At 73.6% G+C, this 24,207-nt stretch carries 17 protein-coding genes and 1 pseudogene; 13 read left to right on the top strand and 5 right to left on the bottom strand.

From position 1 onward, the window contains the following. Window positions 1-124: 124 nt before the first annotated feature. The 5 genes from ACFVU7_RS38435 to ACFVU7_RS38415 all read left to right on the top strand — a co-directional run bounded on the left by ACFVU7_RS38435 (window position 125) and on the right by ACFVU7_RS38415 (window position 4,143). The gene (locus ACFVU7_RS38435) at window positions 125-685 is read left to right on the top strand and encodes a hemerythrin domain-containing protein (protein WP_387828475.1); all 561 of its coding nucleotides are present in this window, start codon (window positions 125-127) and stop codon (window positions 683-685) included. 428 nt (window positions 686-1,113) lie between these two features. Further along, window positions 1,114-1,473, top strand: coding sequence for an ATP-binding protein (locus ACFVU7_RS38430; RefSeq protein WP_380744003.1), 360 nt, complete (start codon window positions 1,114-1,116; stop codon window positions 1,471-1,473). Window positions 1,474-1,828: 355 nt separating this feature from the next. Further along, complete coding sequence (locus tag ACFVU7_RS38425) at window positions 1,829-2,644, top strand: SigB/SigF/SigG family RNA polymerase sigma factor (protein WP_388050550.1); 816 nt, start codon at window positions 1,829-1,831, stop codon at window positions 2,642-2,644. 201 nt (window positions 2,645-2,845) lie between these two features. Continuing rightward, window positions 2,846-3,151: a hypothetical protein gene (locus tag ACFVU7_RS38420; RefSeq protein WP_049649670.1), complete on the top strand. Its 306-nt coding sequence runs from the start codon at window positions 2,846-2,848 to the stop codon at window positions 3,149-3,151. After that, window positions 3,148-4,143, top strand: coding sequence for an iron-containing redox enzyme family protein (locus ACFVU7_RS38415; RefSeq protein WP_380781104.1), 996 nt, complete (start codon window positions 3,148-3,150; stop codon window positions 4,141-4,143). The genes ACFVU7_RS38420 and ACFVU7_RS38415 overlap by 4 nt, the downstream gene beginning before the upstream one ends. Window positions 4,144-4,188: 45 nt before the next feature. Here the strand turns inward: ACFVU7_RS38415 and ACFVU7_RS38410 are convergent, their stop codons facing one another. From ACFVU7_RS38410 to ACFVU7_RS38400, 3 genes are all read right to left on the bottom strand, one after another. Further along, window positions 4,189-5,076 carry a Rieske 2Fe-2S domain-containing protein gene (locus ACFVU7_RS38410; protein WP_388050546.1) on the bottom strand — a complete coding sequence of 296 codons (888 nt, stop codon included), beginning with the start codon at window positions 5,074-5,076 and terminating at the stop codon, window positions 4,189-4,191. Window positions 5,077-5,297: 221 nt separating this feature from the next. Next, window positions 5,298-6,392 (bottom strand): three-Cys-motif partner protein TcmP, encoded by a 1,095-nt coding sequence (locus ACFVU7_RS38405; RefSeq protein ID WP_380743998.1) that lies wholly within the window; start codon window positions 6,390-6,392, stop codon window positions 5,298-5,300. Between the two features lie 90 nt (window positions 6,393-6,482). Beyond that, entirely contained in the window at window positions 6,483-7,238 is a 756-nt protein-coding gene (locus ACFVU7_RS38400) for a DUF5131 family protein (protein ID WP_388050543.1), read from the bottom strand. Window positions 7,239-7,884: 646 nt separating this feature from the next. Between ACFVU7_RS38400 and ACFVU7_RS38395 the strand changes: the two are divergent. The 5 genes and pseudogenes from ACFVU7_RS38395 to ACFVU7_RS38375 form a co-directional block, all read left to right on the top strand. Beyond that, window positions 7,885-9,264, top strand: a pseudogene (locus ACFVU7_RS38395) (rhodanese-like domain-containing protein); the annotation flags it as partial. Between the two features lie 387 nt (window positions 9,265-9,651). Then, window positions 9,652-10,950 (top strand): Ig-like domain repeat protein, encoded by a 1,299-nt coding sequence (locus ACFVU7_RS38390; protein ID WP_074002991.1) that lies wholly within the window; start codon window positions 9,652-9,654, stop codon window positions 10,948-10,950. Between the two features lie 350 nt (window positions 10,951-11,300). Further along, complete coding sequence (locus ACFVU7_RS38385) at window positions 11,301-11,423, top strand: class III lanthipeptide (protein WP_198959373.1); 123 nt, start codon at window positions 11,301-11,303, stop codon at window positions 11,421-11,423. A gap of 88 nt (window positions 11,424-11,511) precedes the next feature. Beyond that, complete coding sequence (gene lanKC / locus ACFVU7_RS38380; protein ID WP_074002990.1) at window positions 11,512-14,208, top strand: class III lanthionine synthetase LanKC; 2,697 nt, start codon at window positions 11,512-11,514, stop codon at window positions 14,206-14,208. Then, on the top strand, window positions 14,205-15,719 hold the full coding sequence (locus ACFVU7_RS38375; RefSeq protein WP_198959372.1) for an ABC transporter ATP-binding protein: 1,515 nt from the start codon (window positions 14,205-14,207) through the stop codon (window positions 15,717-15,719). The genes lanKC and ACFVU7_RS38375 overlap by 4 nt, the downstream gene beginning before the upstream one ends. A 90-nt stretch (window positions 15,720-15,809) precedes the next feature. Here ACFVU7_RS38375 and ACFVU7_RS38370 read toward each other — a convergent pair whose 3' ends face one another. Beyond that, complete coding sequence (locus ACFVU7_RS38370) at window positions 15,810-18,173, bottom strand: LuxR C-terminal-related transcriptional regulator (protein ID WP_074002989.1); 2,364 nt, start codon at window positions 18,171-18,173, stop codon at window positions 15,810-15,812. A gap of 835 nt (window positions 18,174-19,008) precedes the next feature. Between ACFVU7_RS38370 and ACFVU7_RS38365 the strand changes: the two genes are divergently transcribed. From ACFVU7_RS38365 to ACFVU7_RS38355, 3 genes are all read left to right on the top strand, one after another. After that, window positions 19,009-20,073 (top strand): MerR family transcriptional regulator, encoded by a 1,065-nt coding sequence (locus ACFVU7_RS38365; protein ID WP_388050540.1) that lies wholly within the window; start codon window positions 19,009-19,011, stop codon window positions 20,071-20,073. A gap of 158 nt (window positions 20,074-20,231) precedes the next feature. Then, entirely contained in the window at window positions 20,232-21,692 is a 1,461-nt protein-coding gene (locus ACFVU7_RS38360; protein ID WP_388050537.1) for a cryptochrome/photolyase family protein, read from the top strand. Continuing rightward, window positions 21,689-23,182: an SDR family oxidoreductase gene (locus tag ACFVU7_RS38355; protein ID WP_388050534.1), complete on the top strand. Its 1,494-nt coding sequence runs from the start codon at window positions 21,689-21,691 to the stop codon at window positions 23,180-23,182. The genes ACFVU7_RS38360 and ACFVU7_RS38355 overlap by 4 nt, the downstream gene beginning before the upstream one ends. Before the next feature lie 104 nt (window positions 23,183-23,286). Here the strand turns inward: ACFVU7_RS38355 and ACFVU7_RS38350 are convergent, their stop codons facing one another. Continuing rightward, window positions 23,287-24,141, bottom strand: coding sequence for a class I SAM-dependent methyltransferase (locus ACFVU7_RS38350; RefSeq protein ID WP_388050531.1), 855 nt, complete (start codon window positions 24,139-24,141; stop codon window positions 23,287-23,289). Window positions 24,142-24,207 lie beyond the last annotated feature (66 nt).

Raw genomic sequence — 24,207 nt, 5'->3', positions numbered from 1 at the left:
TTTGGCTCCGGGGCTCCCGGGGACACGCAGGGGCGATGGAAACCCGCCCGACGGAGGCGGGGGCTTCACCGCACCGTCGGGCTGACCCCCGTAACCGGCAAGGCCAGAGAACGGAGCGTCCGCCGTGCACCACGACGAAGACCTACTGGAGCAGCTGACCGCCGACCACCGGTCCGTGCTGGTCCACTTCAGCGAACTCAGCGGCATCCCCAGTGGGGACCCGCAGCGCAAGGACCTGGCCGACCTCGTGACCGATCAACTGGTCCGCCATACCCGGGCCGAGGAGCAGCATCTCTATCCGCTCGCCCGTGACCGGTTGGCCGACGGGCAGGCCTTGGTGGAACGCGAACTCGCCGACCACCGAGGGGTGGAAGCGTTGCTGGAGGAGCTCCGCCCGACCCATGTCACCTCGCCCCGCTTCGATCGGCTGGTCGCCCGGTTGATCGAGGAGGTCACCCGGCACGCCGGCGACGAGGAGGCTCGACTCTTCCCGGCCGTACGGGCAGTGTCGAGCGAGGCCGAGCTGCGCGACCTCGCGATCAGGGCGCGGGAGACCAAGGAGTCCTCCACCGGCCGGCCCCGCCACCAACCGCCCACCGCACGCCCGGCGGACCGCCTGCCGTCCCCCGAGCGCTCAGCCGCCGAGCGGATGCGGGACTTCCTGACCCCGGGCGGGCCGCACTGACCCCGGGCGGCACCCGAACCCCCGGCCGTGGTGCGGTCGGTCCCGACCGGTGCCGATCCACACGACCAGCTGACGGAGGGGCAGTTGACCTGCCTGGCGGCCGGCTACGATCAGCCGCCGGTCCGACCCCCTCCAGGTCAGGAGTCGTTCGCGGGGCCGGGCGGTGATCAGCGGCGCGCGTTCCGTCCCGTGGACGTGTAGCCGCGACCCGCTCGGGCAGGCGCTGGGCATGGCTGGACCGGGCCGAGGAGAGGAGGCCAGGCATGGACCGCTTCCGGCAAGTGCCGCTGACAGGGCCGATCGGAACGGCAGGCCCGGTCGGAGTCCCGGTGAACCCGGGGGCTCCGGGCGCGGGGGAGACCAAGCGGTTCGTGTTCTCCGGTCGGGAGGGCGCCGTGCAGGCGGGCCGTGATTTCAGTCGGGAGGCCTTGCGGTCCTGGTCCTGGCTGCCGACCGCGGACGAGGAACGGCTGGGGGTCGCCGAGGACCTTCTGCTGATGGTCGCCGAACTGGTCGCCAATGCCTGCCTGCACACCTCCGGTGGGCCGGGCGAACTGCGGCTGAGCTGGGACGGGCGCCGTCTGCGGGCGGAGGTCACGGACACCAGCCCGGTGCCGCCCGAGCTGCGCCCGCACGCCGACCCGGGCCGACCGGGCGGACACGGTCTCCGTGTGGTGGAGCGACTTGCGGGGTCTTGGGGCTGCGCGCCCGAGGGCGGGGGCAAGGTGGTCTGGCTGGAGATTGGGTTCCCGCCGGGTCCGCCGAACCACCGAGAGTGCTCGGCCTGAGGACCGGGCCCGGGATGCTGGGTGGCCATCCGAGGTCGGCTCGGCAAGAGAGAGCTCGGATCCTGAGTCGGGAACCGATTCCGGGGTAGAAGCCTCAGAGAGCGGCCGTGATCCGTCCGGCTGCCGCAGCACCGTGGACGGTGCCACCGGGACCGCGCTTGAAGAAGCCGGGCACAGGTTCTGGGAAAGGAGTCCGCGACGCATGGGGTGTGAGCCCCACACGTGTCGCCGGGCGTGATGCCGATGCCCTGGAGATCCAGTGTCTATCCGTGTGGAAACCACCGATCGCGAAGCCGTCCCTGCGGGTCTGCCGCCCGATCTGCCGCGACGGCCCACGGCGGCCGAACTCCGCCGTATGGGGAAGTCCGAGGCGCGGGAGCTGAGCGACGCGCTGTTCGGGCGGCTGGCCGGGCTGGCCCGCGAGAGCCGCGCCTACAGCTACGTCCGCGGCACGATCATCGAACTCAACATGCCGCTGGTGCGCTTCATCGCCGCCCGCTACCGGCACCGGGCCGAGGACATGGAGGACATCCTCCAGGTCGGCACGATCGGCCTGATCAAGGCGGTCGACGGCTACGACCCGCGGCGCGGCCTGGAGTTCGTCACCTACGCGATCCCCACCATCACCGGCGAGATCAAGCGGTTCTTCCGCGACACCTCCTGGCCGGTGCGCGTCCCGCGCGGTACGCAGGAGCTCTACCTCGCCGTCGTCCGCGGCTCCGACCGCCTGGAGCAGGAACTCGGCCGGCAACCGCGGCCCGAGGAGATCGCCGAGGACCTGCACCTCACCGTCGAGCAGGCCGCCGAGGGGCTGCTGGCGGGCCGGGCCTGCCGCCCCAGCTCCCTGGACGCGCTGCGCGACCAGGAGACCGAAGAGACCGGCAGCGCCCTGCTCGACCGGCTCGGCGGCTGCGACCCCGGCATCGAACTCGCCGACTTCCGCACCGCCGTCCGCCCGCTGCTGGCCCGCCTGCCGGAGCGCGAGCAGACCGTCCTCAAGCTGCGGTTCTGGGACGGCTGCACCCAGTCCCGGATAGCGGAGCGGATCGGCGTCTCCCAGATGCACGTCTCCCGGCTGCTCAGTGCCACCCTCGCCCTGCTGCGCGAGCAGTTGGACGACCTGGACGCCGACGGCTGGGCCGACAGCGCGGAGCCGGCGGAATCGGGCTGAGGCCGACCAGGCGAGCCGCGGTTCCGGCGTGCGGCTTCAGGCCGCCGCCCGCATCGCCGCCCGCCTCGGCGGGCCCAAGCCGGACGACGACAGCTGTCTACTGGCCGTCCGGCTTCGGGCGGGGCCGGGGCGTTAGCGAACGCGGAACCCGGGTAGCCGCAGCGGCGGACCATGGGGACGGCGGCGCGAGGAGGCGGACGGATGGATCGGCGTGAGCGGGTGGAGCTGCGCGGGATCGAGCGGGGGCTGCGCCGGGACCACGTCCTGGAGCTGAGGCTTCGCGTCGTCGGGTTCCGCTTGCGCGGCCGGGCCTGGGACGTGCTGCGCGGCGTGCGGCCGCGGACCGTGCTGGCGCTCGCCCTGCTGTCGCTGGGCCTGCTCGGGGCAGGCCTGGGGACGTCCGAGGCGCCGTTTCTGTGGGTCTTCACGGGCTGCTGGGCGCTGACCCTGACCATCGCCTTCGCGGTGCTCTGTGCCTGCGCCGACGGCCGCCAGGAGGAAGGGTGAATGCGCTGCCCGCGTCGCGCGGTCCGCTGTCGGCGGCGTTGACGGCCCTGCTCACCTCCGGACCGCCCGGAGCGGGCTGTCTGCCCACACCGCCCGGCCCGTTCGACGAGCCGTGGGGCGAGGACCACCAGCTGGCCCTGCACCTCTGCTACGAGCTCCACGACCGCGGGCTGCCCGGGGTCCTGGACGACTGGGAGTGGGATCCCGAACTCCTGAGATTCCGCCAGGGGTTGGAGCGTTCATTCCTGGCCGCGGTGCGTGCGGAGGTGGAGCCCGCGCCGCCCTTGCGGGACGCGTTCGAAGCACTGCTCACCGAGCCGCCCGACGGCACCGGCCCGTCGCACTTCCTGCTCGCCGAGGGTGAGCGCCGGCACGCCCGCGAGTACCTGGTGCACCGATCGGTCTACCACCTCAAGGAGGCGGACCCGCAGCTGTGGATGCTGCCGAGGATCCATGGGCCCGCACAGGCGGTGCTGACGGCGATCCTCTACGACGAGTACGGCGCCGGACGGCCGGAGCGGGCCCACGCCCGGCTCTTCGAGCGGATGATGGCCGCCTTCGGCCTCGACCCCGGCTACGGGCACTACCTGGACTTCGTGCCGGCGCCGACCCTGGCCGTGGTCAACCTGATGACGCTCTTCGGCCTGCACCGGGCGATGCGCGGGGCGGCCGTCGGGCACTTCGCGACCGTCGAGATCACTTCCTCGCCCGGCTCCGCCCGCTTGGCGGCGGCGTTGGAACGGCTCGGCGGCGGCCCGGACGGCACCCTCTTCTACCGCGAGCACGTCGAGGCGGACGCCGTCCACGAGCAACTCGTGCGCCGCGGGGTCATCGAGGAACTGGTCGCGGCCGAGCCCGAGTTCGCCAGGGACGTGGCGTTCGGCGTGGCCGCGGCCGGGGTGGTCGGCGGGCGCTTCGCGAACCACTTGCTCGACCACTGGCGGGCCGGACGCAGCTCGCTTCGCTCACCCCTCCCGGACGGCACAGGCTGAGCCGGGCCCGCCCGCGACCTCGCGCGGTCCGACCGGGAAAGATGGTCAGCCGGCTGCGGGGAGCCGGATCTCCAGATGCCCGGAAAGTACTCGGGCCTCCATGACCGGCTGGGGTGCGGTGGCCGGGCCGTGCACCACTTCGCCGTCCCGGAGCCGGAACGTGCTGCCGTGCCAGGGACAGCGCAGACAGCCCTCCACGAGGGAGCCCTCGGAGAGCGGCCCGGACAGGTGGGCGCAGCGCTCGGCCAGCACGTGGCAGCGGTCGCCCTCGCGGACCACGACCACGGCCAGTTCGCCGGCCGTCGCCCGCACGGGCTTCCCCTCCGGGAAGTCCTCCACCGCGCCGAGGGAGACCCAGTCCGCGGGCGCCAGGCGAGGCACGGCGGCGGCCCGGTCGGGGCCGGCGGCCTGCCGGTAGGCCAGGTGCCCGCCGAGCGCGGCGGCGGCTGAGACGACGGTCGCCCCGGCCAGGCCGAGCAGCCGGCCGCGGGCCCGGTGCCCCCGGCAGCGGGCCACGAGCGAGCCGGCGTAGAGCAGCACACCGGTGGTGTTGCCCAGCGCGTGCACCAGGCCGGTGCGGCGGCGCGGCGGGTCGAGCCGGGCCCAGTCCACCCAGCCGGTGAGGGCGGTGGGCCCGGCGGTCAGCAGCCCGGCCGCCACCAGGGTGTCGGCGGACCGGTGCCCGCCGGGGAGGTAGTCCAGTACTGCGGCGGACGTCCAGAAGCCGATCGGCAGCTGGACCATCGCGGGGTGGAGCGGGTGGCCCAGCCACACGCCGTGCAGCGCGTCTCGGTAGGGCCCGAGCGGGAGGGCCTCGACCGCCTTGGCGAGAGGGCGGGCCGGAGCGTCGAGGAGGTCCCAGTGCTCCGGTGCGTCCAGGGCTTGGCGCAGTCGGCGGGACCACCGGCGGGTGTGCAGGGGTGTGTTTTCCATACCAGAGCGGCTAGCCAGGCACCGGACCGGCAAACCCGGACGGCAGGGTGTGTCCGGGAGCCGGTCCGGGCAGGCGTACGAGAGTGGCCGTAAGCCCGACCGTGACCGGAGAGCGGGGTCGGCGCCGTCCCTCCGTGGCTGCGGGGGCGGCAGGCGCAACGCCGTCGGGCCCTGGCTCAGGAGACCGTGGCGACGCCGTCGGGCCGCGCCGAGACCGTTTTTCAGAACAGGGCGGCCTGGCGGAGCGCGGTGACGGTGCTGGCTCCGGTGATCCGGCCCGGGGAGACGTCGATGTCCCGGTCGTCGCGCATCCTCTTGAGGAGCGGTATGACCTGGGTGGGGCGGTAGACGGTCTCCAGGAGGGCGTACTTCTTGAGCTGGTCGACGCTGCGGGCGGCGGGGGCGGTGCGCAGGTGGTCGAGCAGGATGCGGCGCAGGGGGCCGGTGTCGGGTTCGAGTTCGAGGTCGAGGGCCTGCTGGTTGGGGTCCTTGGGGTCGCGGTAGCGCACGCCGGAGGTGGTGTCGACGACCCACATGGCCTCCTTCATCTTCTCCACGCCCCGCTCGTGGCGGGTGCCGAAGATCAGGTAGAGGAGGTGGCCGGCCTCGTCGATCATCTCGAAGACCAGGGTGTGCTGGAACCCGGCGCGTCCGAGGGACTCGCGGTAGCGGTCGCGCAGGTAGGCGGCCTTCGCGGAGGAGGGCTGCTGGAAAACGCCGTGCCAGTCGCTGTCGCCGAAGAAGGCGTCGCCGGCCGCGCGGTGGCGTTCGTCCTTGCCGGCGAAGCGGACGAGGAAGGCGGGTTGGAAGGTGACCATCACCTCGCTGCGGCGCTGGGTGGCGATCCGTCGCAGGAGGGGGAACGGGATCTCCGGACCGCCGAAGCCGTCGAGCAGGACGAACATGGGGTGGTTCAGACTGCCGGCTAGGGCGAGCTGCTGCAGCAGGTCGGGATGGCACCGGCCCTGTGCTACGTGCACGTCCAGTCGGCCGCTCCGGGGCCCGTGGGTGCCTGCGGCCGCCTCGATGCGGCGTTCCAGCTCGGTCCTGCGCCGGGCGTCCTCCTCGACCAGTACCATCTTCACGCGCCGGGGGCTGCGCCGAAGCGCTCCGGAGAAGACCTGGTGGGCGACGACAGGGGAGCCGGGTTCGCCGTCGCGGTAGACGCCGGGGCCCGCGAAGCCCTCGGCATAGGTGATGATCTCGTTGCGGCTGAGCATGATCGGTGCCCAGGCCTGGAGGTAGCGCCGCAGCAGGGCGTGCTTGGCGGCGGTGTGCGGGTCGCGTGGCCAGATGACGTCCTTCGGTGCCGCCATGTGTCTCCCCGGTGCGGTGAGCCGTCGCTGCCGGAGGCAGGATCACACAATCGTCACGGCGCGAACAGAGGGCGTGCACGGCGCACTGGATCAGGGCGCCACGAGCGGCCCCCGTACGGGCATCTCGTCCCAGGTACGGCCGTTGAGGTCACGGCCGCGAGCCTTGGGGTTGCGGCCGCCCCACTGCTTGAAGAAGAACGGCACGCCGGCCGCCTGGCAGGCGTCGCGGACGGTGGCGACCCACGCGGGGTCCATCGGGCGGTGGCCGGGGCCCGACTCGCCGCCGACGATCACCCAGCCGATGCCGTCGAGGTCCAGTTCCGGCAGCGGTCCGAGCAGCGGCTCCAGGGAGAGGAACCGGACCGCGGCCGGGACGGCTCGCAGATCGTCGACGCGATCCAGCTGGCTCTCGTCCTCGACCGACACTCCCATCCACAAGTTGTCCGGCCACTCCAGTCGGCCGGCGGCCCGGCGAAGGCGCACGGAGCGCTTCGTCAGCACCTGGTAGGTGTGCTGGGGGGTGTCGGCGATCACCTGGAACACGTCCCGGACGAACGGGAGCGGCACCCGGGCGTGGAAGAGGTCGCTCATCGAGTTCACGAAAACGACCCGGGGGCTGTGCCAGCGCTTCGGGACGTCGAGCGCGTCCGGATGCAGCGCAATCCCGAAGCCGGGGCCGGACGTTCGAGGGTCACCGTCCGTCTGGTACTTGGCGGCGCCCATGGCCTTCAGCCGTTTGGCCAGGGTCAGGGCGTAGCAGTTGTCGCAGCCGGCGGAGACCCGGTCGCATCCGGTGGTCGGGTTCCAGGTCGCTTCCGTCCACTCGATCGCGCTTCGATCGCTCACTGCCGCTCCTCACTGCCGTGCCGGGCCTCGCGCCGACCGTTGTCCGGCGAGGGCCGCCAACCGCCTACCTTCCTCCGCCTACACCACCGGTGTCGAACCCGCAGGCCAGGCCGATGGCTCCTCCGGCCGAGCCGACGGAACGGAGTTCGGCCGGTGCCGGAGTAGGTTGGCGACTTCCGGGCTGATGCCGTCCGTCGGCCTCCGCGCTGTGGCTCGGGGGCGGGAAGGCGGTCGGCAGGGAGGTCGCGATGCGCGGCAACCGGAATGGAATCCGAGCTGACGCATGATCAGACAAGGTCAGCAAGAGGTCAGCATCAGGATGAGTAGACCCTGCTGCACACGCGGACACACGAGAGCACTCGTCGACCATGCCGAGTCGCCACGGGACGCCCGGAGGCCTGCCCGCAGCTTTCCTGCGCGAGCTGCTCAAGAGCGTCCTGTGTTCGCCAGTCGGCAGCCCTGACAGTAGATCGGGGGAGGCATTTTCGCAGGTCAGCATAGTCCTATCCGGGGTGTCAACCGCATGCTCCGCACTGCTTGTGCATACCTGGGCAGCGGCTTGATCGCGTACCTGGCCCGCACCCTGCCCCCCTTCCCCAGCCCCTCCCTCGCCTATACGATCTCCCTACCGGATCGGTTGACATAGTTCGCCCAGTTCTACCTCGACTGCCTCTCCCAGGCCTCGTACCTGATCGCCGACGAGCGCACCGGCCAGGCCGTGATCGTCGACCCCCGCCGGGATGTCGACGAGTACCTCGCCGACGCCACGGCACGCGGCCTGACCGTCGTCGGCGTCATCAACACCCACTTCCACGCCGACTTCCTCGCCGGCCACCTCGAACTGGCCGACCGCACCGGCGCCTGGATCGGGTACGGGCACCGCGCGGAGACCGACTACCCCATCCGCCACCTCACCGACGGCGAGCGGATCGAGCTCGGCGACGTCACCCTGCAGATCCTGGAAACCCCCGGGCACACGCCCGAGTCGATCAGCATCCTGGTCTTCGAGCAGCCCGACGACACCGTCCCGTACGGCGTGCTCACCGGCGACGCCCTGTTCATCGGCGACGTCGGCCGCCCCGACCTGCTCGCCTCGGTCGGCGTCACCGCCGCCGAACTCGGCGCGATGCTCTACGACAGCGTCCACCGCAAGCTGATGGCCCTGCCCGACGAGACCCTCGTCTTCCCCGCCCACGGCGCCGGCTCGGCCTGCGGCAAGAACCTCTCCACCGACCGCCAGTCCACCATCGGCGCGCAGCGGCGCACCAACTACGCCTGCCAGCCGATGGACCAGGACACCTTCGTCCGCATCGTCACCGCCGGCCAGTCCGCCGCCCCCGCCTACTTCGGGCACGACGCCGCCCTCAACCGGCAGGACCGCCCGCTGCTCGACCGCACGAACGCCACCCGCCCCCTGTGTCCCGAAGGCTTCAAGGACGCCCGAACCGCGGGCGCCGTCGTCCTCGACGCCCGCAACCCCCAGGACTTCGGCGCCGGACACCTGCGCGGCGCCGTCAACGTCCCCCTCGACGGCCGCTTCGCCGAACAGGCCGGCACCGTCCTCACCCCCGACAGCACCATCGCGATCATCGCCCCGCAGGACCGCGAGGACGAGGTCGTCACCCGCCTCGCCCGCATCGGCTTCGACCACATCGCCGGCTACCTGCGCAACCCCGACAACGCCCTGCCCGCCCTCGCCGACGACCTCACCCCCGCCAGCCGCCTCACCGCCGACCAACTCCGCACCACCCTCACCGCCGAACAGCCCCCCACCGTCCTCGACGTCCGCACCTGCGGCGAACGCGAAACCGGCTTCATCGAAGGAGCCCTCCACATCCCCCTGACCGAACTCCCCACCCGCCTCGACGAAATCCCCACCGACCACCCCCTCGTCATCCACTGCGCCAGCGGCCACCGCTCCTCCATCGCCGCCAGCCTGCTGCGCCACCACGGCCACCCCGACGTCTCCGACCTCCTCGGCGGCTACGCCGCCTGGCACACCCTCACCCACCCCGCCCGGGCCTGAATCCAGCCGCCCAGGCCAACCCCGTCCGGGCCGTGGGCGCGGAGTCGCCCGCCGGCCGACGATCTCCGCGAAGTCATCCGCCCGTGACCAGCTCAGTGAGTTCGTGTGCCGCCCAGTGTGATGGTGTGTGGCATGCCGCTGTCGGAGCAATCGGGGCACAAGGGCCGTCCGGTCGTCACGCTGTCCCTGTTGATCACGCTCCGGAGCAGGGACACCACCGCTGCACGGGGCGCGTGATCCAGCACCCCGAAGTCTCACCTCAAGCCGTCACATCGGGAGACAGCAGTGATCAGACACCATGCCCCAGGACATCCCGTCGCCGAAGGAGAGGCAGGTGCCCAGGCTCGTGCGCGGTGGTGGCAGGCCGGTGTCGTGGCAGGGGTGTGCGTGGCACTGGCCGGGACCGGGCTGAGCCCCGCGACCGCCGCGGCCACGGGGTCCGCGCCGGCCACCGCCCCGGTGCGGACCCGAGGGGCCGACCCGGTGGTCACCTTCGGTTTCACCGGTGCTCCGCAGAGCCTCACCATCCCGGCCCAGGCGGTGGTCACGATCACCGCCGACGGCGCGGGCGGTGCCGACAACACCGGCACCTCCTGTTCCGTCACGGGGACGGGCGGGACGGGGGCGCGGGTCGTCACCACTCTCCCGCAGACCACCGCGCCGACGACGGTCACCGTCAACGTCGGCGGTACAGGCGGCAAGGGCTGCAACGGCACGGGTACGGGGGGTGCCGGCGGGTTCAACGGCGGTGCTTCGGGTGGGGGCATCCCGGTCACCGGTTTCCGGGCGGAAGGGCCGGGTGGGGGCGGTGCTTCCAGCGTCAGCGTGGGCTCCTTCCTGGTGGTCGCCGGGGGCGGCGGTGCCGCCGGGGGCACCGGGAGCGGCCTGGCGGGCGGCAACGGGGGCAACGGCGGGACGACGCCCGATGCCACCGGCGGTACCACGGGAAGCGCCACCGGCCCCGGGGCCGCGGCGGGGCACGGCGGGGGCGGCGGCAGCACCAGCACGACCACGGGCGGTGCGGGCGGGGCCGCCGGCGCCGCCGCGCCCTGTAGTGCCACGTCGGGTGGGCCGGGGGGCGGGTTCGTCGGCACCACGATCGGCACCGGCGGGAACGGCGGAGCGATCGACGGCGGCTGTGCCGCCACCGCCACCGGTGCGGGCGGGGGCGGTGGCGGCGGGTACTTCGCCGGCGGGGGCGGCGGCAGCGGCGCCGTCAACAACACCGGCACGGAGGCGAGCGGCGGCGGTGGCGGTGGGGGAAGCAGCTTCGCGACCCCGTCGGGCACCGGGACGTCCTATGCGGCCTCGACGATCGGGACGGCGAACCACAACGGCCAGGTGGTCATCAGCTACACCGTGGGCAAGCCGATCACCACGACCCTGACCGCGATGCCCCAGCGCACCCGGACCGGCTCGCCGGTCGTGCTCAGCGACATCGTCTGCCCCGGCGCGGGCTCCACGACCAGGCCCACCGGAACCGTCACGTTCACCGACACCACCACCGGGACGACCCTCGGCACGGGACGCCTGATCCTCTCCCTCGGCACCTGCGCCGCCGGCGGGACGGTCACCGCCTTCCGCACCGCGGGCACCCACACCGTCACCGCCGTCTACAGCGGTGACCCGGTGTACCAGGACAACAGTGCCAACCCCGAGACCATCACCGTGACGGTGGACCCCTGATCAGAACGCCGCGGCGGCACCGAGGGGCACACCCTCGTCAGCCGCGACAGGCACTGCTGCCGACGCAGGTGACAGCGTGACACCGGGCGGGGCTCGCGAGGACGAATCGCGGGCTCCGCCGCCGTCGTGCCCGAGGCCCGGAAGGACGACAACTCTTCAGTCTGCGGCCGAACCGGTCGGAAGGCCATGACAACTATCAGCCCCTACCGGCACCCGGTGCGCCGCGACGAGACTCTCCATCACCCGGGCCGCGGAGGCATCACGGTCCGGGCCCGTGCCGGCTGCCGGCCGGTGCGCATCCCACCCTTGTTGCGCGTCCCGCGCACGTGATCTCCCAGGAGACGACCCTGATGAGTGTCCTCAAGCTCCAGAACATGGAGGCCCGCGTCAAGTTGAGCGCCGTGGCCATCGTCAGCCTGACGAGCAGCACCGGCCGCTGCTGCACCACCCCGCCGAAGCCCGGCGAGTCGTAGCCCGACGGGTCCGTGCGGGGGTGCGCCGCGCCCCCGCACGGACCCCGCCGCTCCCACCGGCTGCCCGCGGACGATCACAGAGGCTGACATGCGCAACGAACGATGGGTCTACCGCTTCCTCTTCGCGTGGAACGACACGCTGTTCTTCGACCCGCTCGACGTCTCGTACGAACCGAGTGCGGACCACTTCCTCGCCGGGCTCGACGAGCCGCTGAGGGCGCGGTTCGTCCGCAGCGGCATCTGGTGGAGCCATCGGTCCAGCCCGGACCTGCCGGCGCAGGGCTGGAAGATCCACGTGTCGGCGAGCTGCCGTCACGTGCGCGAGGTCGCCGCCTCGGTGATCGGATATCTGACGGAACGCGGGACCGATTTCAAGATAGCCCTCGACCTCAACGTCTTCGAGATGCTCAACTCCAAGGCCATGTCCCGGGGGAGCGGCGGCAAGTTCGTCACCGTCTACCCGCGCGGTGACGACGAGTTCAGGAAGGTCCTGGCCGACCTGGCCGGACTCCTGGAGGGCTACGAGGGCGCCTACGTCCTGTCGGACCTGCGCTACCGGGACAGCAGGGCGCTGTACTTCCGCTACGGCCAGTTCCTCGACACCCACACCGTCGACGTCCTCGGCCGGCGGCACCCGCGGATCCTCGGACCGGACGGTCCCGTCCCCGACGACCGGAGCGTGGGGAACGCCCGGCCCGACTGGGTGCCCTGGCCCTTCGACGACTGGAAGCCCGAGGACGAGGACGAGGACGACGGCCTGGTCGGGGGCCGGTTCCGGGTGACCGGGGCGATCCAGTTCTCCAACAGCGGCGGCGTGTACACGGCCGAGGACACGGCGCACGACGACCGGCCGGTGCTGCTCAAGGAGGCCCGTCCGCACACCAACATCAACCCCCGTCGGAACCACGACGCCGTGGACATCCTCGACCGCGAGTGGATGTTCCTGAACCGGCTGGCGGACATCGGCTCGTACCCGGCCCCGATCGCGAAGTTCCGCCACTGGGAGCACCACTTCATCGCCGAGGAGTTCGTCGACGCCTCCGACCTCCGCTCGGTGCTGCTCGAACGCAACCCGCTCGCGCGGCCGGGGTTCGACATCGAGCAGTCGCGGGAGTACCTGCGGATCTTCCTCGCCGTCTTCCGCGGGCTGGCCCGCGCGATCCAGGCCGCGCACGACCGCGGGGTGATCCTCGCCGACTTCACCGCCTCCAACCTGCTCGTCGACCCGGACACCCACGAGGTGACCATCGTCGACCTGGAGGCCTGCCGGCTGGCCGGGACCGACAGCCGCGGCGGGAGCGGCGAAACGGAGTTGGAGCAGCCCGTCGAGCTCTACACACCGGGGTTCAGCCTCTCGCGCGACGGCTTCAGGGAATTCGGGCCGGAGGGCGACCGGTACGCCCTGGCGTCCACCATGGCGTACTTCGTCTTCCCGATCGCGGCGATGTCCTACCTGCGCGAGGACGTCCTCGACCTGTACCGGATCCACATCACCGAGGGCCTGGGCTGGCCGGAGCGCGTCCACCGGTTGATCACCGACCTGGCCGGGGACCGGATCGGCCTCACCGACGTGCTGGACGCCCTGGAGGACGAGGCGGAGCTGCTCGACCAGGTCGAGGCCCTCCCGGCGCGGCCGGTCGTCGAGGAACGGCTCGGACTGGTGGAGGCGGAGGACGGAGTGGCCGCGTTCGTCGAGGCCGTCGCCGACCCCGGCCGGGGCACGCTCTTCCCCGTGGACCCCTTCGCTCACGTCACCAACCCGCTGAGCCTCGGCTTCGGGGCGAGCGGCGTCCTGTGGGCGCTGCAGTCCTCCGGCATCGCGATCCGGCCCGAATGGCGCGACTGGCTGGGCGGCGAACTGGCCGGCATCGACAGCGCGGAGTACCCGGACGGTCTCATGAACGGCCTGGCCGGCATCGCCTGGGCGGCCGACTCGCTCGGGTTCGGGACCGAGGCCAGGCGCCTGTTGGCCCGGGCCAACAGGCGCGCGCTGGAGAAGGGCGACTACACCTTCTACTACGGCCTCGCCGGCGTCGGGATGACGAACCTGCGCTTCTTCCTGCAGGGCCGCGACCCGCGCGACCTCGCCGCGGCACGGGACTGCGCGCAGGCCCTGCACGACACGGTGCGGCACGACGGCGGGCGAGCCCACTGGGTGAACGAGTTCGCCACCGAGGGGCCGCTGACCGGCCTCGGCTTCGGACAGGCCGGCGTCGCCATGTTCCTGCTGCGCATGCACCAGGTCACGGGAGAGGATCACCACCTGCGGCTCGGACGGCAGGCGCTTTCCTGGGAGATGGCCCACGCCAAGCCCCTGAACGACGGGGGCCCGGTCATGTTCGAGCACGAAGGGACGATGGAGCCGTACATCGAGGTGGGGTCCGCCGGCGTGGCGCAGGTGCTGCTGCGCTACGGCGACCTGGACGCGGCGCGCACCGTCCTGCGCGGACTGGACGTCCGCTACTCGGTGCTGCCCGGGTACGGCTTCGGCATGACCGGGATCGCCGACGCGCTGCTCGACGCGGCCGAGTTCACCGGGGACCGCTCCTACCGCGACAGGGCGCTGACGCAGCTCGACACCGTCCGGAGGGTGTTCCTGTTCGAGCCCGCCGAGCGCTTCGGCCTGCCGCGCCAGGACGGCCGTACCCTGCTGGGTCTTCCCGGCGAGGGGCTGCTGCGCTGCTCCTGCGACTACCTGACCGGGTCGGCGGGGCTGCTGCGGGTGCTCCACCGCGTGAACACCGGAGGCACCGCCGACTTCCTGCTGGACGAGGCGGCGCGGTGAACAACCGGCTGTGGCGTACGCTGCGGGGCCACCGGGCCCCGTTCGTGGTGGTCCTCGTCGCCGAGGCCGCCACGGGCGGGCTCGAGGCCCTGCTGCACCCCCTGCTGCTCAAGGCCCTGTTCGACCAGGCGATCCTGACCGCCGACTTCCGCAGGTTCCTCGTCCTCGGCCTCGGGTACCTCCTGCTCGGACTGACCCTCAACATCACGGGCTACGCCGTCGCCTGTTGGCGCAAGCGCCTCGAGAACGCGTTCACACTGGTGCTGGAGACGGAGTTGCTGAGCCGCACGCTCGGCCTGGACGGCCGAGAGGTGGCGAAGGCGGGAAACGCCTCGTACGTCAGCCGCATCCACAACGACGTCTCCCAGGGCGTCCTGCCGGCCATCGACGTCTCCCTCCGCATCGCGCGACAGGCGGTCGCGTCGGTCGCCTTCCTCGGCGTGCTGTTCTACCTGTCCTGGCAGGCCAGCCTCATCCTGCTGGTGATCGTGCCGCCGCTGGTGCTCGTGAGCAACCGGCTCGGCAGGCGGATCGAGCAGAACACCGGGCCCGAACGCGAGGCGGAGGCGCGGTACATCAACACGCTGACCCGCACGCTGGAGTCCTTCCCCGCCCTGCGCGGACTGCCGTCGCTGCTGCCGGGCACCCGCGCGGTGAACCGGGACGCGTTGCGCGGGTTCCTCGACCTCACCTTCGTCAACTTCCGTCTGTCACAGCGGCAGCGAGCCCTCAGCGACCTGGTGATGAACCTGTCGGACACCGCCTCGATGATCATCGGAGCCTTCTTCGTCTTCGCCGGGCGGATGTCGTTCGGCAGCTTCCTCGCCTTCGTGAACTCGCTGTGGCGGGCGGTGACCGGGATCTTCGACCTCGTCAACATGATTCCGCAGGCCCGCCGGAGCAGCGCGGTCCTCAAGCGGATCGAGTCCCTGCGGGACTCCGGGCAGGCCCCGTACTACGACGAGGGGGCCCTGGTGCGGGTCCGCGGAGTCCGGGTCGGGTACGGCGAGGAGGCCAGGGTCTCGATCGACGAGTTCGACCTGCGCGTCGGTGAGCGCGTGCTGCTCCGCGGCCCCAACGGTTGCGGCAAGACCACGCTCCTGCACGTCATGGCCGGGACCCTCGCCCCCGACGCCGGGGCGGTCACCCTGCCGCCCCGGGTGGCGAGCCTGACCGCTCCGGTGCACCTGCCTCCGCTGCCGGTGCGCGAACTGGTCGCCGACGAGCGGCTGCGCGCCGCGATGGGTCTGGACGCCCTGGCCGACCAGCTGCCCTCGGACCTGTCGTCCGGCCAGCGCCAGCGGGTCGGGGTCGCCGTGCTCCTGCACGAGGACGCGGACGTGTACCTGGCTGACGAGCCGTTCGCGAACCTCGACGACGGCGGCCGGGAGCTGGTGTTCCGGGTGCTCCGGGAGCGGACCGAGGGGCGCGCCCTGCTCGTCGTGCACCACGGGGACGAGGCCATCGACGGCCGCTTCGACCGGGTGGCGACCCTCACCGGGCTGCGTTAGGCGCCCCGAGCGGTCGGGGCGCGGGTGTCCGGACCGGCCGACCTGGAATCCGGTTCGGCAGAGGCCCGGGCGGCGGGCGCTCCCGCCGGGTCAGGAGGCTTCGAACGGTTCGTCGTGCCATCCCCGCCTCGCGCCGTGAGCGGGGCCCGGCGGCCGGCCGGAGCGGTGCACCCAGCCGGCGACACCGACCCGCGAGGAGCACTGCAACCGCCGCATCGCCTCGCGGAGGTGGTTGACCACGGTCCACTCCGAGATGCCCAGGCGACGTGCGATCTGGTGGTTGCTCAGTCCGTCGGCCACCAGCAGCGAGACCTGGAACTGGCGGTTCGTCAACTTCCGCTTCGACGGTGTCCCGGTGGAGTCCGACTCGCCGAGGGAGCGGAGCAGGTCCGGGAGCGAGGTGGCCGCGCCGGCCGCCAGTGCGTGGGTGAACTCGTCCTCGGTGAGCCGGCGGCGGATGCCGGGGAGCAGCCGGGCGGTGGCCAGGTCGGGATCCGCGGGGTCGCCGGGAATGCCGGCCCGCCCCGGGTAGAAACTGCCCAGCAGTCGGGCGGCGTCGGTCGCCCGGGCCGGTGCGGGGCGCAGCGGACTCGCGGCCAGGCCGACCAGCGCGCCGAGCGTGGCGACGGCGCCGAGCGGGCGCAGCCGGGCCAGCCCCTCGACGCAGCGGGCGCGGGACGCGGACGGATCGCCGTCGGCGGCGGCGAGCAGACCCAGGTGGAGCAGGGCCGCGCCGGCCAGCAGCGCGTCCCCCCGGTGCCGCGCGGCGGTCAGCACCCGGTCCGCCAGCGCGCTGCCGGGGCCGGTTCGACCGAGCCGAAGCTCGGCCAGGGCGGCCTCCAACTCGACGCGCAGGGCCGCCGGTTCGTCGTCGGCTTCGCGGAGGAGCCCTGCCGCCCGAGTGAGTGCGGCGAGGGCTCGGGAAGGGTCACGGTCGCACCCGGTCAGGCCCCGCAGTCGCAGGAGACGGGCCGCCGTGGAGGGGGCATCGGGTTCGGTCCGACATCGGTCCGACGCGTCCGCGGCCGCCTCGGCTTCGCCCAGCAGGGCGGTAGCCGACTCGTCGTCGCCGTCGAGCAGCCGGGCTTCGGCGCGGATCAGCGCCAGCCGGACGCGTGCCCGTTCACCCGTGGCGCTGGTGGAGCCGGGCAGCGCGGTGTCCCGGTCGGTCCAGGCCGGGCCGAGGCCGACGACGCGGGCGTGGGCGAGCAGCCGCTCCATCAGGTCGAGGGCCTCGGCAGTGGACCCGTGGTCGGTCAGGGTGTCGACCGCCGATCGGAGGTTGGCCTCCTCGACGCGCAGGGCGAGCAGGGCTGTCGGCTGGTCACCGGCGGCCAGCCGACGGCCGGCCCCGGCCGCGAGCCGGGCGTAGTAGCGCGCGTGGCGGAGCATGAGGACGGTGTGCCTGCCGTCGGCGGGCCGGGCCTCGGGCAGGCCGTCGAACGGCACGTGAAGTCGCGTTTCGGCCGCACCGTCCAGTCGGCCGGACGGCCGGTCCTCGAGCGTCAGCGACTGCCGGCCGAGCAGGGCTTCGAGCGCCGCCGGGAAGGCGCTCGGCGTGATCCCGGATACCGCCCGGAGCGCCTCGGGTCCGAATCCGCCGGCGAACAGCGGCGCGCAGGACATCAGCCGCGTCTCGTCGGCGCCGAGCGGGCCGCTCCGCCCCGCCGGTCGCCTCGCCGCTCGTCCCGGCGCCCCGTCCGCCGGCCGGCCCGCCGGCGGCACGCGCGGCCCGGGGCAGGGGGCCACCGGCCGGTTCGGATCGGCCTCCACCCCGCCGTCGGCCGGAAGCCCCCCTCCTGCGGGGGCGCTTCCTGCGGCTCCGTCTCCTCCCGCCCCGCCGAGTGCGGCCAGCACGGCGCCGATGCCCTCCAGTGCCGCCATCCGGGCCGCGACCACCAGCGCACCCGGCAGGCCGCGGAGTTCCACGCAGATCCGGCCTACGGCCTGCTGGTTCCGGGCGGTCACCGTGAAGCACGGGCTCCAGGCCCGCCGGGCGGCCGTGAAGACCTGTACCGAGGGGATGCGGCAGAAGGCGTCCAGGTCGATCGGTGACCAGTCCACCGGAACGGCCAGTGGGTCCACCCGGTACGCCACGTCGGCGCCGGTGGTTGGCAGGCGGCCGGTCGCGAGCAGCTTCGCCCCGGTCGAGGCGCACCGGGCCAGCAGTGCCGGGTACTCGTCCGGCTCGACCTGATCGACAGTCAGCAACGAAGCCGGGCGGGGAGTTCCGGCGGATGGGCCCGCCGCTCGGTACTGCTCGGCGACCGCGGACGCCAGCCGGGTCTTGCCGCTGCCCGGAAGGCCGTGCAGCAGCACGCCCGGCACGGTGGGGTCGGCGAGCAGCCGCAGCAGCTCGGCCGTCTCACGTGCCCGCCCGAACAGCTCGCCCGCGACGGCCCGGTGGTCCGCGGGCTCCGGCTGGGGGACGGTGGACTCGAACAAGGTGGTCATGGACGGCTCCAGAGCTGGCTCCACTTACGCGGCGCCCGTGCGCCGGCGGGATCGTCCGTACTGATGCTGGGTGTCGGCCGCTGCCGGCGGTATCCTAGAGTTCTGGGATACCGCCGGGGTATCGCGGACCGCGGTGGTGTCCGCCGGGCGTTCGAGGGCGAGCGGTACGGGACTCCGTGGTGTCGTCTCCGCCGGGGCCGGCGGTGGCCGTCGTGCGGGCCGTCGCGCGGCGGCGGTCGGGGACGGCGAGGGTGCCGGACTCGCTGACGCGGTCGTGCTTCGCCATCGTCCGGCAGGTCCGGTTCCGCCGGGAAACGCTGCACAAACGACGCGGATGGGCTATCGGTGCTGAACCGCTGCACCGTGGCCGCGTGACCTCGCTCATCCGAACCCGTTCCGGCCTGGATCCCCGCGGCAGGCAAGTGCCGACCGCCGCGGACCCGGGTCGTCTCCTGGACCTGCCGGCGCCCGGCGACGAAGGCGCGTCCGAGGTGCTCCACCGCGCGGTTGCCGCACCCGTGTACGGAGTCGCCTGCCGCCGGCGGCCTCCGGTGGTCCGGTCCGTGCCGGTGTTCCATCCAGGGCGGGTGGACCTGTGCGCCGTCGACCGGGAGGCTGTGCGCGTGACCATCGCCCGACAGCTTCCCGCCCGGGAGCGTCCCGCTCCCGCGAGCCCGCCCGCCCAGACGCCCGAGCGCGAGGCGTCGAGGTGCGCGGGCATCTCCACTCCGGGGTGGGCCGAGCCGCACACGGCCCGGTCGGGCCGGAGCCCGCAGCCGGTCATCGCCGCCGTGGCGGTGTGCCGCGCGGGGCTCGCCGCGGGGAGGACCGCGGGATGGTGACCCCATCGGCCGGCCGAGACCCCGGCCGGCGCATCGGAGTGCGATCCGGAGACCCGGACCCGGCACCCGAGCCGGTGGACGATGCCGGGCTTCCGACCGGCCGGGTGGCCCAGCGGCTGGGTGTGTCACCCACGACGGTCCGCTCCTGGGAACGCCGCTACGGCATCGGCCCGGCCCGTCGGGAGGCCGGACACCACCGCCGCTGGAGCCCCCGGGACATCGCCGTCCTGGAGTCGATGTGCCGGCTGACGGCACGCGGGGTGCCTCCGGGCGAGGCGGCGAGGGCGGCCCTGGCCGAGCGCGACGTCTCCGTACCCGAGGACAGCCCGCGACGCGCTCTCCCCGAGCCGCGAACGGACTCGCGGGGCGGCGGCCGGCTCGGGCACGGTCCGGGCGGAAGCCGTGCCCCGCAGGTCGGAACCGTGCGCCCCGAATGCCGGGGCCTGACCAGGGCGGCGGTGCGACTGGACGGGCCGGAGGTCGCCCGGATCCTGCGGGAAGCGGTGGACGCGCTCGGGGTGGTCGACGCGTGGACGGAGGTCATGATGCCCGCACTGCGCGCCGCGGGCCGCAGGTGGGCGGCGGACGGCGAGCAGTACGTCGAGGTCGAGCACCTGCTGTCCTGGCACGTCTCCAGCGCTCTGCGGGGCGTGGCCGTCGGCGGGCCCGCCGCCCGCCAGGTGAGGCCCGTCCTCCTGACGGCGACGCCCCTCGAACTGCACACCCTCGCCATCGAGGCCACGGCCGCCGCGCTCACGGAGCGCGGGGTCCCCTTTCGCATACTGGGCGCGGCCGTCCCGCCCCGGGCCCTGCTCGACGCCGTCCACCGGATCGGGCCGTCGGCCGTGATGATCTGGTCCCAGGACCAGCACACCGCGGACCGCGAGCTGGTGCGCAGGGTCGGCGACAGGGTGTGGGGCCCGCGCGGAGCCCGCGGCGGAGCCCTGGTCGTGGCCGCCGGTCCCGGTTGGGCCCGCGACCAGCCCCGGGCCGGCGCAGCCCGCCCTCGCACCCTCGCGGACGCCGTCGACCTCCTGGAGCAGGCCGTCACGGCGTGAAGTGCCACCACCGACACACCGTCCCGTCCTCTGTCCCGGGCCTGCTCGGCGCGCAACGGCCCGGCCGGGCCGAGTCCGGGGCCCGCACCGGCGGGTTCGCGCCCCTGCCACGCGCCGACACCCGACCACCCCGACCGCACTCCTGCGAGGCACCGCCCGTGACCGTCTCCATCGCCCTGTTCACCCAGGACCTGCGGCTGCACGACAACCCGGTCCTGCACGCCGCCCACACCGCGGCCGACCAGGTCGTGCCGCTGTTCGTCCTCGATCCCGCCGTCGAGGCCGCCGGGTTCGCCGCGCCCAACCGGCTGGCGTTCCTGGCCGACTGCCTCGCCGACCTGGACGCCTCGCTGCGCCGGGCCGGCTCCCGGCTGGTCGTGCGCCGGGGTGCGACCGCCGAGCAGACCGCCAAGGTGGCCGCCGAAGCCGGCGCCGGGACGGTCCACGTCGCCGCGGGCGTCAGCGCCTTCGCGCACCGGCGGGAGGAACGGCTGCGCGAGGTCTTCGGCGACCGCCTGCACGTCCACGACGCCTCGCTGACGGTCGTCCCGGCGGGCCGGATCACCCCGGCCGGCCGGAGCCACTACGCGGTCTTCACCCCGTACCACCGCGCCTGGCGGCAGGCCCCCCACCGCGGCGTCCTGGCCGCGCCCCGGGTGATCCGCACGCCGGACGGCATCGGCAGCGAGAACCTCGTGTTCAGGGGCCCGCTCTCGCCCTCCCTGCCGCACGGTGGCGAGAGAGCGGGCCGGGAACTCCGGCGTCGCTGGGACGTCGACGCGTACGCCGACGTCCATGACGATCTGGCGGCCGACGGCACCTCCCGGCTCTCCCCGTACCTGCACTTCGGCTGCCTGTCGGCCACCGAGCTCACGGCAGGCGCGCTCCAGCGCGGCGGGCCCGGAGCGGAGGCCTTCGTCCGGCAGCTCGCCTGGCGCGACTTCCACCACCAGGTCCTCGCCGCCCGCCCCGACGCCGCCCACCGCGACTACCGCGCCCGGGACGACCACTGGTACCACGACGAGCGCGAGGCCGAAGCCTGGCGGCAGGGCCGCACCGGCTACCCGATCATCGACGCCGGGATGCGCCAGCTCGCCGAAGAGGGCTGGATGCACAACCGGGCCCGCCTGCTGACGGCAAGCTTCCTCACCAAGTCGCTCTACCTCGACTGGCGGATCGGCGCGGCCCACTTCCTCTCCCTGCTCGTCGACGGCGACATCGCCGTCAACCAGCTCAACTGGCAGTGGGTCGCGGGCACCGGCACCGACACCCGCCCCAACCGGGTGCTCAACCCGCTGCGCCAGGCCGACCGCTACGACCCCACGGGCGACTACGTACGCCGATGGGTGCCCGAACTGGCCCACCTGCCCGGGCCGTCCATCCACCGCCCCTGGCTCCTCGACGGAGACTACCCGCCCCCGATCGTCGCGCCCGAGGACCTCACGGCCCGGTTCCAGCACGGCCGGCCGGTCCTCGGCGCGGGCGAACGCCAGGACCGGCCGCCGGGCCCGCCGGTCCACCCGGTCGCGGGCTCCGGAAGCAAGGCGGGATCCTGGTCCCGTCGGTCCGGGCACCGGCCGGAGTCGACACCCTTGACGTCGGACGAGGAGCCGAGATGAACGCCTTGCGACCCGACTCGAAGCGCTGCCTGGTGACCGGCGCGAGCGGCTACATCGGCGGCCGTCTGGTGCCCGAACTGCTCGCGCGCGGGCACTCCGTCCGCTGCCTGGTGCGCGACCCCGACCGGCTGCGGGACCAGCCGTGGCGGGCCGACGTCGACGTCGTCCCCGGCGACGTGACCCGGCCCGAAACCCTCCCGGGGGCCCTCGCCGGCGTCGACGCCGCCTACTACCTCGTCCACTCCCTCGGCACCGGACCCTCCTTCGAGACCACCGACCGGGAAGCCGCGCGAGCCTTCGGGGCCGCCGCCGCGGCCGCCGGCGTCACCCGGATCGTCTACCTCGGCGGCCTCGTGCCCACCGCGGTGCCGGAAGCGGACCTGTCACCCCACCTGAGGTCCCGCGCCGAGGTCGGACGCATCCTGCGCTCCAGCGGCGTCCCGACCGCCGAGCTGCGCGCCGCCGTGATCATCGGCTCCGGCAGCGCCTCCTTCGAAATGCTCCGCTACCTCACCGAACGCCTGCCCGCGATGGTCACCCCTCGCTGGGTGTCGACCCGTATCCAGCCCATCGCCGTCCGCGACGTCCTGGGCTACCTCGCCGCCGCCGCCGACCTGCCACCCGAGGTGAACCGCACCTTCGACATCGGCGGCCCCGACGTCCTCGACTACCAGCAGATGATGCGGCGCTACGCCCGCGCGGCCGGACTGCGCCGCCGCCTCATCGTCCCCGTGCCCGTCCTCACCCCCCGCCTCTCCAGCCACTGGGTCGGCCTGGTGACCCCGGTGCCGAACTCCATCGCCCGCCCCCTGGTCGAGTCCCTGCGCCACGAAGTCGTCTGCGGCGAGCACGACATCGCCGAGTGGATCCCGGACCCGCCGAACGGGCTGACCGGCTTCGACCAGGCCGTCACGCTCGCCCTGCGCCGCATCAAGGACGCCGACGTCGCCACCCGCTGGTCCTCCGCCTCCCTGCCCGGCGCCCCGAGCGACCCCCTGCCCACGGACCCCGACTGGGCGGGCGGCAGCCTCTACCAGGACATCCGGGAACGCACCGTCACCGCGTCGGTCACCGCCGTCTGGCGGGTCATCGAAGGCATCGGCGGTGACAACGGCTGGTACTCCTTCCCCCTCGCCTGGGCCCTGCGCGGCTGGCTCGACCGCGCGGTCGGCGGCGTCGGACTGCGCCGGGGCCGCCGTGACCCGGCCCGGTTGCGGGTCGGGGACTCCCTCGACTTCTGGCGGGTGGAGGAGATCGAACCCGGTCGGCTGCTCCGCCTGAGGGCCGAGATGCGCCTGCCCGGGCTTGCCTGGCTCGAACTCTCCGTCACACCCGAGGGCGAGCGCGGGGCGCGCTACCGGCAGCGGGCCCTGTTCCACCCGCACGGCCTGGCCGGACACGCCTACTGGTGGGCCATCGCCCCGTTCCACAGCGCCGTCTTCGGAGGCATGGCCCGCAACATCACGGAACGCGCCCTCCGCGCCGATTGAACGGCTCTCCACCAGCCCGCGACCAGCCGCACGGCGGTCGAACCGGCCGGATGCCGGGACGCTGTAGGGGCCCCGGGCCCCGGGCGGCGGGCGTCGGACGGGCGTCACATCCGGCGGACGCGCAGGACGCTGGTCAGCATCGGGAGGGTGAACTCGCCGTCGCCGGTCTCCGGTCGGGCGGCGAGGTAGGTGCGGGTCGCTGCCAGGAGGGCGTCGCGTTCCTGCTCGGGCATGACCAGGACGCCGGCCTTGGTGGCGAGGGTCGCGACGAGGGAGTCGGCGGTACGCCGCTGGCCGTGGGGGAACTCCGCCTGTTCCGGTGAGTCGAACCAGGCGTCGGCGCCGCCCGACGCGGGCAGGTGCATCCGGGCCGTCTCGGTGCGCCAGCTGCCGGGCACGTCGCGCGGGCCGATGGCGGCGGGGCCGGTGACCTCGGCGAGGCCGGCCACCCAGTCGACGCCGTCGTCGAAGACGTTCCACAGGCCGGCCAGGACTCCGCCGGGCGCGAGGACCCTGGCGATCTCGGGGCCCGCGGCGGCCATGTCGAACCAGTGCATGGCGTTGCCGGACACCACGGCGTCGACCGACCCGTCCGGCAGCGGGATCGCCTCGGCGCTCCCCTCCAGCGCGCGGACGTCCGGCAGTGTGCCGCGCAGTTCGGCCAGCATCGCCGGGTCGGGTTCGACCGCGACGACCTGGTGGCCCAGTGCGACCAGCGTGGCGGTGAGCTTGCCCGTTCCGGCGCCGAGGTCGAGCACCCGTGGGCCGGGCGCTGCTTCGAGCGCCCAGTGCACGGCGGCGTGCGCGTAGTCCGGGCGGTGCTCGGCGTAGGCGACCGCCGCCCGGCCGAACGACGAGCTGTGCAGCCGTCGTTCGTCCTGCGCCGGCACCTGTCCGGTGGGCGCGTGGCCGCGGGTGTCGTCCCGGTGGTGCTCGGTGCTGTGGTCGGTCCCCGTCATCGTGGCTCCTCGTGGTCGGCGGGTTGTGCCGGGTGCACAGCGCGCGGGCGTCCGCCCGGGGTCGAC

The sequence above is a fragment of the Kitasatospora sp. NPDC058046 genome (assembly GCF_042885595.1).
GTDB lineage: Bacteria > Actinomycetota > Actinomycetes > Streptomycetales > Streptomycetaceae > Kitasatospora.
Note: the sequence above shows the minus strand (reverse complement) of the source record. Positions and strands in the feature narration are given on the sequence as shown.

Coding starts and splice junctions, on each gene's coding strand:
- lanKC (WP_074002990.1), top strand. CDS start 11,512: ATGCGCAACGAACGATGGGTCTACCGCTTCCTCTTCGCGTGGAACGAC.
- ACFVU7_RS38420 (WP_049649670.1), top strand. CDS start 2,846: ATGGATCGGCGTGAGCGGGTGGAGCTGCGCGGGATCGAGCGGGGGCTG.
- ACFVU7_RS38385 (WP_198959373.1), top strand. CDS start 11,301: ATGAGTGTCCTCAAGCTCCAGAACATGGAGGCCCGCGTCAAGTTGAGC.
- ACFVU7_RS38355 (WP_388050534.1), top strand. CDS start 21,689: ATGAACGCCTTGCGACCCGACTCGAAGCGCTGCCTGGTGACCGGCGCG.
- ACFVU7_RS38405 (WP_380743998.1), bottom strand. CDS start 6,392: ATGGCGGCACCGAAGGACGTCATCTGGCCACGCGACCCGCACACCGCC.
- ACFVU7_RS38365 (WP_388050540.1), top strand. CDS start 19,009: ATGGTGACCCCATCGGCCGGCCGAGACCCCGGCCGGCGCATCGGAGTG.
- ACFVU7_RS38410 (WP_388050546.1), bottom strand. CDS start 5,076: ATGGAAAACACACCCCTGCACACCCGCCGGTGGTCCCGCCGACTGCGC.
- ACFVU7_RS38350 (WP_388050531.1), bottom strand. CDS start 24,141: ATGACGGGGACCGACCACAGCACCGAGCACCACCGGGACGACACCCGC.
- ACFVU7_RS38425 (WP_388050550.1), top strand. CDS start 1,829: ATGGGGAAGTCCGAGGCGCGGGAGCTGAGCGACGCGCTGTTCGGGCGG.
- ACFVU7_RS38370 (WP_074002989.1), bottom strand. CDS start 18,173: ATGACCACCTTGTTCGAGTCCACCGTCCCCCAGCCGGAGCCCGCGGAC.